Below are 8,428 nucleotides of genomic sequence, written 5' to 3'. Positions count from 1 at the left end.
GGCCCACCCGCCGGAGCCCGCGCGGGCGGGCGGGGACCCGGGCGCCGGCGTCGACGACCCGGCGGAGGGGACCGGACTGGACCACGCCGTCGTCGCGCTGCCGGACGGCACCGTGCTGCTGGACGACTTCACCCTGCTGGCGCGGCGGGGCGAGCTGCTGGTGGTGCTCGGACCGTCCGGATGCGGCAAGTCGACGCTGCTGCGGGCGGTCGCCGGGCTGCACCCGGTGCGGGCCGGCCGGGTGCTGATCCAGGGGCGCGACGTCACCCGCCTGCCTCCGCCGGCCCGTGACGTGGCGATGGTCTTCGAGCGGACGACCCTGCTGCCGACGCTCGACGTGGCCCGGAACATGGGGTTCGGGCTGGCCCAGCGGCGGACGGCGGCCGCCGAGGTCGAGCAGCGGGTCGACCGGCAGGCCCAGCGACTGGGCATCTGGGGGCTGCTGCGCCGCAAGCCGACCGAGATCTCGATGGGGCAGCAGGGGCAGGCCGGGATCGGCCGGGCCCTGGTGCGGGTCCCGAAGGTGTTCCTGCTGGACGAGCCGCTCGCCCACCTGGACCTGGCGGAGCGGGCCCGGATGCGCCGGCTGATCGCCGAGTCCGTCCGGTCGTCGGGCGTGGCCACACTGTACGTGACGCACGACCAGACCGAGGCCATGGCCATCGGGGACCGCATCGCCGTGCTCGACGCCGGGCGGCTGCAGCAGGTCGGCACGTCGGCCGAGCTGTACCAACGTCCGGTGAACCTGTTCGTCGCCGACTTCGTCGGGCCGGCCCCGTTGGGGGTCGTCCCGGCCCAGGTGGTGGTCGCGGGTGGCCTCGCCGGCTACCGGGTCGGCGACCGGACCCTGATGACCTGGCAGCCCCTGCCGGCCGCCCTGGTCGGGTCCGTCGGGAAACGGGTGACGCTGGGGCTGCGGGCCGAGTCGGTGACGGCCGTCCCGCCCGATCCGGATCCGGACGCCACCGTGCTCTCCGGCCGCGTCCGGGCCGTCGAACGGACCGGCCGGGACACCTTCCTGACCGTGGACCTGCCGACCGGGCGGCTGATCGGACGGTTCGACGGGCGATTCCAGATCCGGCCCGGCGAGACGATCGGGCTGTCGGTCGACCCGGCCGCCGCGCACGTGTTCGACCCGGTGACCGGACGCGCCCTGCACCATCCGGAGTAGCCGTCCCCGCCCGACGCGCTCGACGGCGTGTCCACCGGCACGGCTGCGGTCGCGCGGCCGCCCAGCCGGGCCTCTCCGTCCTTCGCGCTTCGGTGCGGCCGACCTCGCTGACGAGGCGAACGGCAGCAACGGTGCCCGACCGGTCAGGGCAGCTCAATGCGTGTACATATGTACGAATGACCGCTCGGGTATGGAGTTCGGCGACGAGGGCCGATCCGGGAAGTCAAGGGCCGCGCCGCCCGGGCCGCAGCGCCTGCCGCTCCGGCGGCGACCGCGGCGACGGTGTCGCCGACGGGCCTCGGGCCGCACCCGCCCGACGCTCCGGCGACCCTGGCGAGGCCGTCGCACCTGCCCGGCTGTGGGCCAGGACACGGGCGGGACGCGCGAAGTTAACGTGTCGTGGCTTGCCCCCACCCGGTCCGGTTGGTTAGCTGAAGGGGCATCGGACCGCATCCCGCCGCAGCGGTGGAGATCTCCGACAGTCCGCATCAACGGCCCCAGAGCTGTGCTCTGTCGAGTAGCCGTGATCAGCGAATCCCGCACCTCTCGCCCGCCGGTTCCGGCGGGCGGCCCCCTCGAACTCGAAGGACCCACCATGAGCGCCCCCGTTCCCGCCACCCGCTCGGGAAACTGTGAATGCTGTTCCACCGCCTACCGCGCCGGCACCCCAATCGTCTGGGACTCCGTCGTCGGTGGCTGGGTGCTGGCCCCGCACCGCAGCGCCGGAAGCCGACGCTGATTCCCCGGCGGCCCGCCGCCCCCGACCCGACCCGACCCGACCCCCTCCGGCTGATCGCCGCATCGGCCGATCACTGCGCCATCTGATTACCGTCCGACCGAACCGTCCTCGCTCGGCCCGCAGCGGGGCCCGGCCCGCCGCGGGGGCCCGTCCCGCCGCAGGACCCTCCCGCTGCCACAGCGCCAGGTCCCCGGCCCGGCCCGGCCGCCTCGCGTCCGGGCGCGTGCCGGCCTCGGCGGCCACCCCGTTCCACACCCGCCCCAGGCTCCCCAGGATCCGGCGTGACCGCGCCGGATGGCCCGCCGTCGCCCGGGTCGACCGGCCGGCGACCCGCGGCGGAGTCCGCCGCCACGGACCGTTCGACCCCTCTGGTAGACCGGACGCATGACCTCCGAGCACCTGGAAATCGAGCGCAAGTACGACGCCGCGCCCGACCTTCCGTGGGTCGACCTGAGCTCCCTGCCCGGCGTCGGTTCCCTGGCCGAGCCCAAGGTGAAGCTCCTCGACGCCACCTACTACGACACCGACACCCTGGCGCTCATCCGCGCCGGCATCACCCTGCGCCGCCGCACCGGCGGGTCCGACGCCGGGTGGCACCTGAAGCTGCCGGCCGCGGAGGGAGCCCGCACGGAGTTCGGCGAGCCGCTGGGCGACGAGACGACCGCGCCCGCGACGTTGGTCGACCGGATCCGGGTCTACGTCCGCGACCACGAACTGCACGCGGTGGCCGGGATCAAGAGCCGGCGCACCGTACACAAAGTGCTCGCCGCCGACGGTGCGGTGCTGGCCGAGGCGGCCGACGACGTGGTGACGGCGACCGGTCGTGGCCGGTCCGGTTCGGCCGACCTGACCGAGTGGCGGGAGTGGGAGATCGAGCTGGTCGAGGGGCCGGCCGAGCTGATCGAGGCGGCCGACGAGCTGGTGCGGGCCGCCGGCGCGACCCCGTCCCCGTTCCCGTCCAAGCTCGCGCAGGCACTCGACCGCCGGCTGGCCGAGCTGCCCGCCCGGCCCGAGTTCGGCGACCTGACCCCGGCCAGCGCGGCGCGCGACGTCGTCCACTCCCACCTGGCCGCACAGGTCGACGCGATCATCGCCTGGGAGCCCAAGGTCCGGACGGACGAGTACGACGCCGTGCACAAGATGCGGGTGGCGACCCGGCGGCTGCGCAGCGCGTTGGCCACCTTCCGGCCGCTCCTGGACCGCACCCGCACCGACCCGCTGCGGGACGAGCTGAAGTGGATCGCGACCGAACTGGGTGGCGCCCGGGACGCCGAGGTGCTCCGGGAGCGGCTGCTCGCCTCGATCGCCCAGGAACCGGGGGAGCTGGTGCTCGGTGCGATCGCGGCCCGGGTCGGCGCCGAACTGCGCGGTGATCACCGCAAGGCCCATGCCGAGCTGGTCGAGGCGATGGGGTCGGCCCGGTACTACCGCCTGCTGGACTCGTTGGACGCGCTGGCGGCGGAGCCGCCGTTCACCCCCGAGGCCGACCGCAAGGCGCGCAAGGTGCTGACCCGTTGCGTCCGCAAGGCCTACCGCCGGGTGGCCGCCCTCGTCGACGCCGGGCCGCCGGCGGACCCGGCGCACCGCGACGAGTGGTTCCACGAGATCCGGAAGGCGGCCAAGCGCCTGCGCTACGCCGGGGAGTCGGTGGCGCCCGCCTTCGGTGAACCGGCAACCGTGCTGGCCGGCCGGGCCGAGGCCCTGCAGGAGGTGCTCGGCGAGCATCAGGACAGCGTGGTCGCCCGGGCCGCGCTGCGGGACCTGGGGGTACGGCTGCACCTCGGCGGGGAGAACGCGTTCACCCTCGGCCGGCTGCACGCGCTGGAGCAGGTCAGCGGGGACGCGGCGATCGACGACTTCGAGCAGGCCTGGGCCGCCCTGGCGGATCCGGAGACCACCGGCTGGCTGCACCCGTAGACCGAGGCTGCACGCGTCGACCGGCCGACCGGCGCTCCGGCGACGGGGTGGTTCCGGTGGCCGGGCGGGACCCGGTGGGCGGCGAGCCGGCGGCCGGGTCCCGCGCGGTGCGGCGCGACTGGCGCCGGGGTCCGTTGCGCGGCCGAGACCCTGCCGGCCGGCCCGCCTACAGCTGGGGCGGCAGGCCGAAGCGCTCGAAGAGCGCGGTGTCCAGGAAGTAGGTGATGCGGCCGATCCGGTCGCCGTCGAGGTCCAGAACCTGGATGGAGAACGGCCGGTGAGTGCCGTCGGCGGCGCGCTTGTAAGCGGCGAACGCCGGGGAGCCGTTGACCTCCAGCGGCACCAGCCGCGAGTCCCGGCAGGCATGGCCGGGCCCCAGGTGCCAGGCGGCGATGTCGTCCCGACCGCTCAGCCAGAGGGCGAACGGCGGCATCGACGCGGTGGCGTCCTGCCGCAGCAGCTGCACCAGCGCGTCGATGTCGTAGCTGGTGAACGCGCGCAGGTAGTCCTCCAGCAGGTTCTGCTGGGCCGCGTCCAGGGGGCCGGCCGACCGGTCGGCGTCCGGGTCGATCTCGGTCAGTGTGGCCCGCGCCCGCTGGAGTGCGCTGTTCACCGAGGCGACCGTGGTCTCCAGCAGGTCGGCCACCTCGGCGGCGCTCCAGCGCAGCACCTCCCGCAGGATCAGCACGACCCGCTGGCGCGGCGGCAGATGCTGCAACGCGGCGATGAACGCGAGCCGGACCGAGTCCTTCTGGACGGCCAGCTCGGCCGGGTCGGCGGTCGGCGAGAGGACCTCGCCGTCGGGCATGGGCTGGATCCAGGTGGCCTCCGGTCGCGGTTCGCCCAGCGACTCGGCCACCGGCGGCGCAGCCGGCCCGAAGTCCATTGGCAACGCGCGGCGGTTGCGGCTGTTCAGCGAGTCCAGGCACACGTTGGTGGCGATCCGGTACAGCCAGGTGCGCAACGACGAACGCCCGTCGAACCGGTCCAGCGCCCGCCAGGCCCGCACCATCGTCTCCTGGACCGCGTCGTCGGTCTCGAACGCGGCGCCGAGCATCCGGTAGCAGTACCCGGACAGCTCGCGACGGTGGTCCTCGAGCCGGCGCTCCAGCTCGGCGCGGGTGCCGGGCGCGGCGGTGGCCGTTTCGGTCATGATGGGCGATCTCCTCCGGTTCGGTGGGTCGTCTCCACCATAGGAGCGGGCACCGACAGCGGCATCGGGAACGTCGCCCGCGGCCGCCGGCACCGGCAGCCCCGCCGGCACGGGCTCAGGCCCCCGCCGGCGGTCCCACCGGGCAGTCCTGGCGACCGTGACGCCGGTGATGGCGCCGGGAGGCCACCGGCCCAGGCGTCCGGTCGGACCGCACCCGAAAGAGCCCGTGCCGGGCGCCGGCGCGCCGGCCGGCACCGGCCCGGAAGACGCCGAAGGGCGGGTACCGGCCGACCGGTACCCGCCCCGTTCAGGTGTGCGGCGTCAGGCGGTCTGCTGCACGATCGTGTTCCCGGCCTTGCGGACGAAGAAGCTGGCGATGGCGAAGATGATGCCGGCCATGATCGCCCAGATCGCGATCAGCCAGAGCAGGCTGACCAGCAACGCGGCCGGGTTGAACAGCACGATCACGCCGAACAGGAACGACAGCACGCCCCAAGCGACGAACAACCCCCACCCGGAGCCCGGCTGCCGGCGAAGGGCCAGGCCGCCGGCGATTCCCGAGATGCCGGCCAGCAGCGCCCACACCGCGACCAGGATGGCGATCACCGTGCCGCTCTCCCTCGGCCAGACCAGGATGACGATGCCGGCGATGATGGCCAGCGCGCCGACCACGAAGTCGCCCGTCCCGGACTGCCCCTGCTTGCGGGCCGACAGGCCCTGGAAGATCGACATCACGCCGTCCACCAGCAGGTAGGCGACGAAGATGAGGACGAAGACCAGCACAGTCGGCTTCGGCCAGATGAGCATGGCCATGCCCAGCAGGATCAGGATGATTCCGCGGACCAGGATGACCCACCAGTACTTGGCGGCGATCTGGCCCATGCCGCGGATGTCCGTCGTCATGATGCACTCCTCGGAGGCGGGCCGGCGCCCGCACACATTCGGTTACCCCGCGCGACAGCGGGTCACGGCGACGCTATCAACGCAGATGTACGAAACAGTCGATCTCCGATGACGACTTGATCTCATCCGACGGCGCGACGCTCGTCCTCGATGTCCGGATCGGCCAGGACGCCGGACCCTGCGGTCACGCCGCCCGGATCGGTGCCAGGAACGGTGTCGGTGTCGGTGTCGGCGCTGGCGTCGCCGCCGGTCGCGGTCGGGGGACCGGTGTCCGGCTCGTCGTCGGGCAGGTCGTCCTCGATGTCGTCCGCGTCGAGCGCGCCGACTCCCATCAGGCTGGAGTCCAGGAACGCCTTCTCGTCGGGCCGATGGCGCAGGACCGTCTGCATGTACGACTGGGTGGCGTAGTCCATCGACACCTCCTGTTCGGCCGCCTGCGAGAGGAACCAGCGGTGTTCCAGCACCTCGTGGAACACCTCGGCCGGTTCCAGCTTCTCGGCCAGGCCGGCCGGGATCGCCTCGATCACCGGGTCGTAGACGTCGGTGACGTAGTGGTGCGCGACGGTGTCCTCGTCGACGTCGGTGCCGGGCATGACGGCCTGCGAGCGGTAGGTGTCCAGGTCGTTCAGGATCCGGCGGGCCTGGTTCTCCTGGACGTTGATGCCGGTGAGGGAGAACAGCCGCTTGCGGTGGTGGCCCGCGTCCACGACCTGGGTCTGGACCATCACGTGCGGGTCGCCACCGGACTCGTCGATGTGGATCTGGGCCACGTCGAAGCCCAGCTCGTTGAGCTTGCGCAGGCGCTTCTCGATCCGCCACCACTCGTCGTCGCCCATGGTCTGGGGCGCGGTCAGCAGATCCCAGAGCTGCTCGTACCGCTCGATCACCGACATCGCCGTCTCCAGCGGGTCGATGGTCTCGGGCAGCAGCCCGGACATCTGCAGGTCCAGCAGCTCACCGGCGACGTTGGTCTCCACGATGTCCAGGTCCTGCAGCCGCTGCCCGCGGGACAGCGACTCACGCAGCTCGCCGGTCTCGGCGTCGACGAGGTAGGCGGCCAGCGCGCCCGCGTCGCGGCGGAACAGCGTGTTGGACAGCGAGCAGTCCTTCCACGCGAAACCGACCAGGTGCAGCCGGACCAGCAGCTCGGCCAGCGCGTCGAGCAGCTTGAACTCCAGGTCCGGGTCCATCCGGCGGGAGAACAGGGCCCGGTAGGGCAGCGAGAACTTCAGGTGTTTGGTGACCAGCGCGGCGTCCAGTGGCTCGCCATCGGGGGTCATCCGGTTGGCGACGACGCCGACCGCCTGCACCACCGGCAGCCCGCGCTTGGCCAGCTCCCGCAGCAGCTCGTACTCGTGCTCGGCCAGGCCCTGGCTGATCTCCTTGATCGCGTACACGATCCCGCCGATCCGGACGAACCGGACGACGTGCCGGCTGATGCCGCGGGGCAGCGAGACCAGCTTCTCCCGGGGCCACTGTTCCAACGGGGTCGACCACGGCAGGGTCAGCAGGTCGGTGGGATCGGGGCCGGTCGCGAACTGCATGCGCACCCGGCCAGCGTGACACAGTCGGCGGTCGGAGGCAGGACGGCCGAGCGGGGAAGGGGAGCCGTGCCGCGGTTGGACGAGCTGGGAGTGGCGCCCGACCCGCGCCGGGATCCGACGGCCTACCCGGGGGACCGGCTGCCGTTCGACTTCGTGCTCCGCGGGGACCGGGTCGAGCCGCTCGCGCCGGCGGATCCGCGGCCGGCCGGCCGGCACGCCGTCGTCGCCTTCGGGTCCAACGCGGCGCCGGCCCAGCTGGCGGCCAAGTTCGGCGCGGCGGGTGGACCGATCACGGTCACCCACGCCCGCCTGCGCGGGTTCGCCCTCGGCCATTCGCCGCACGTGAGCGTCCCCGGGTACCTGCCCTGGGTGCTGGTCGTCGACCCCGGGGCGGCGGTCGAGTGCGCCCTGCTCTGGCTCGACGACCGGCAGCGGGGGCTGCTGGACGCCACCGAGCCCAACTACGACCTGCGGCCGATCGAACCCGCCCGCCACGGGCCGGTGCTCCGGGCGACCGGGCGGGTGGTGCCCGCCGCGGCCTACCGGGGCCGGTGGGGCGCGCTTCGCTGGCCGGGGGCCGCCGGGCCGGTCCCGGCGGGGAGCCAGGCCGCGGTCTTCGACCGACTGGCGACGTTCGGCTGGGTCCGCGAGCTCGCGGGGACCGGTGGGGTGGCGGCCGTCCAGCGTCGGCTGGCCGGGGACGCCGTCCTGCGGGATCGGATCCGCGCCGAGTTCGCGGCTCGGGACCTGGTCGTCGCGGACGGCTGGTCCCGGACCGGCGCCGGGCCCCACACCGACTAGGGGTCTCCTGAAGAATCCAGCTCCTCCGTCGCCGCATTCGTCCAGGACACCCCTCCCGTGCTCGTTGGTGGCCTCGCAAGCTCGGCCAACGAGGGGTGGGCTGAAGAATTCGGCGCCGCCGGCGCCGCATTCACGCAGGCCACCCCACCCCTGCTCGCTGGTGGCCACGCCGGCACGGCCCACGAGGGGGGCGCCCCCGG

6 protein-coding genes are annotated in these 8,428 nt (G+C 73.6%); 3 read left to right on the top strand and 3 right to left on the bottom strand.

Annotation, left to right across the window (positions count from 1 at the left end; all coding sequences use genetic code 11):
• Positions 1 to 1,171, top strand: a 1,171-nt coding sequence (locus ACOJUF_RS24575; RefSeq protein ID WP_420124432.1) for an ABC transporter ATP-binding protein, incomplete at its 5' end; no start/stop codon positions are given.
• A gap of 1,123 nt (positions 1,172 to 2,294) precedes the next feature.
• Positions 2,295 to 3,827 carry a CHAD domain-containing protein gene (locus ACOJUF_RS24570; RefSeq protein WP_420124431.1) on the top strand — a complete coding sequence of 511 codons (1,533 nt, stop codon included), beginning with the start codon at positions 2,295 to 2,297 and terminating at the stop codon, positions 3,825 to 3,827.
• A gap of 166 nt (positions 3,828 to 3,993) precedes the next feature.
• Here ACOJUF_RS24570 and ACOJUF_RS24565 read toward each other — a convergent pair whose 3' ends face one another.
• The 3 genes from ACOJUF_RS24565 to ACOJUF_RS24555 form a co-directional block, all read right to left on the bottom strand.
• On the bottom strand, positions 3,994 to 4,980 hold the full coding sequence (locus tag ACOJUF_RS24565) for a sigma-70 family RNA polymerase sigma factor (RefSeq protein ID WP_420124430.1): 987 nt from the start codon (positions 4,978 to 4,980) through the stop codon (positions 3,994 to 3,996).
• A 321-nt stretch (positions 4,981 to 5,301) separates the two neighbouring features.
• Positions 5,302 to 5,883, bottom strand: a complete 582-nt coding sequence (locus ACOJUF_RS24560) for an HdeD family acid-resistance protein (protein WP_420124429.1) — start codon at positions 5,881 to 5,883, stop codon at positions 5,302 to 5,304.
• Positions 5,884 to 6,005: 122 nt separating this feature from the next.
• Positions 6,006 to 7,427, bottom strand: coding sequence for a DUF4032 domain-containing protein (locus tag ACOJUF_RS24555; protein ID WP_420124433.1), 1,422 nt, complete (start codon positions 7,425 to 7,427; stop codon positions 6,006 to 6,008).
• Positions 7,428 to 7,493: 66 nt separating this feature from the next.
• On the opposite strand from ACOJUF_RS24555, the gene ACOJUF_RS24550 reads away from it, so the two are divergent.
• Positions 7,494 to 8,228: a gamma-glutamylcyclotransferase family protein gene (locus ACOJUF_RS24550; RefSeq protein ID WP_420124428.1), complete on the top strand. Its 735-nt coding sequence runs from the start codon at positions 7,494 to 7,496 to the stop codon at positions 8,226 to 8,228.
• Positions 8,229 to 8,428: the final 200 nt, after the last annotated feature.

Origin of the sequence: Nakamurella sp. (assembly GCF_048594475.1) — a bacterium.
Lineage (GTDB): Bacteria > Actinomycetota > Actinomycetes > Mycobacteriales > Nakamurellaceae > Nakamurella.
The sequence above is the reverse complement of the archived record's forward strand: the minus strand, read 5'-3'. Positions and strand labels throughout refer to the sequence as shown.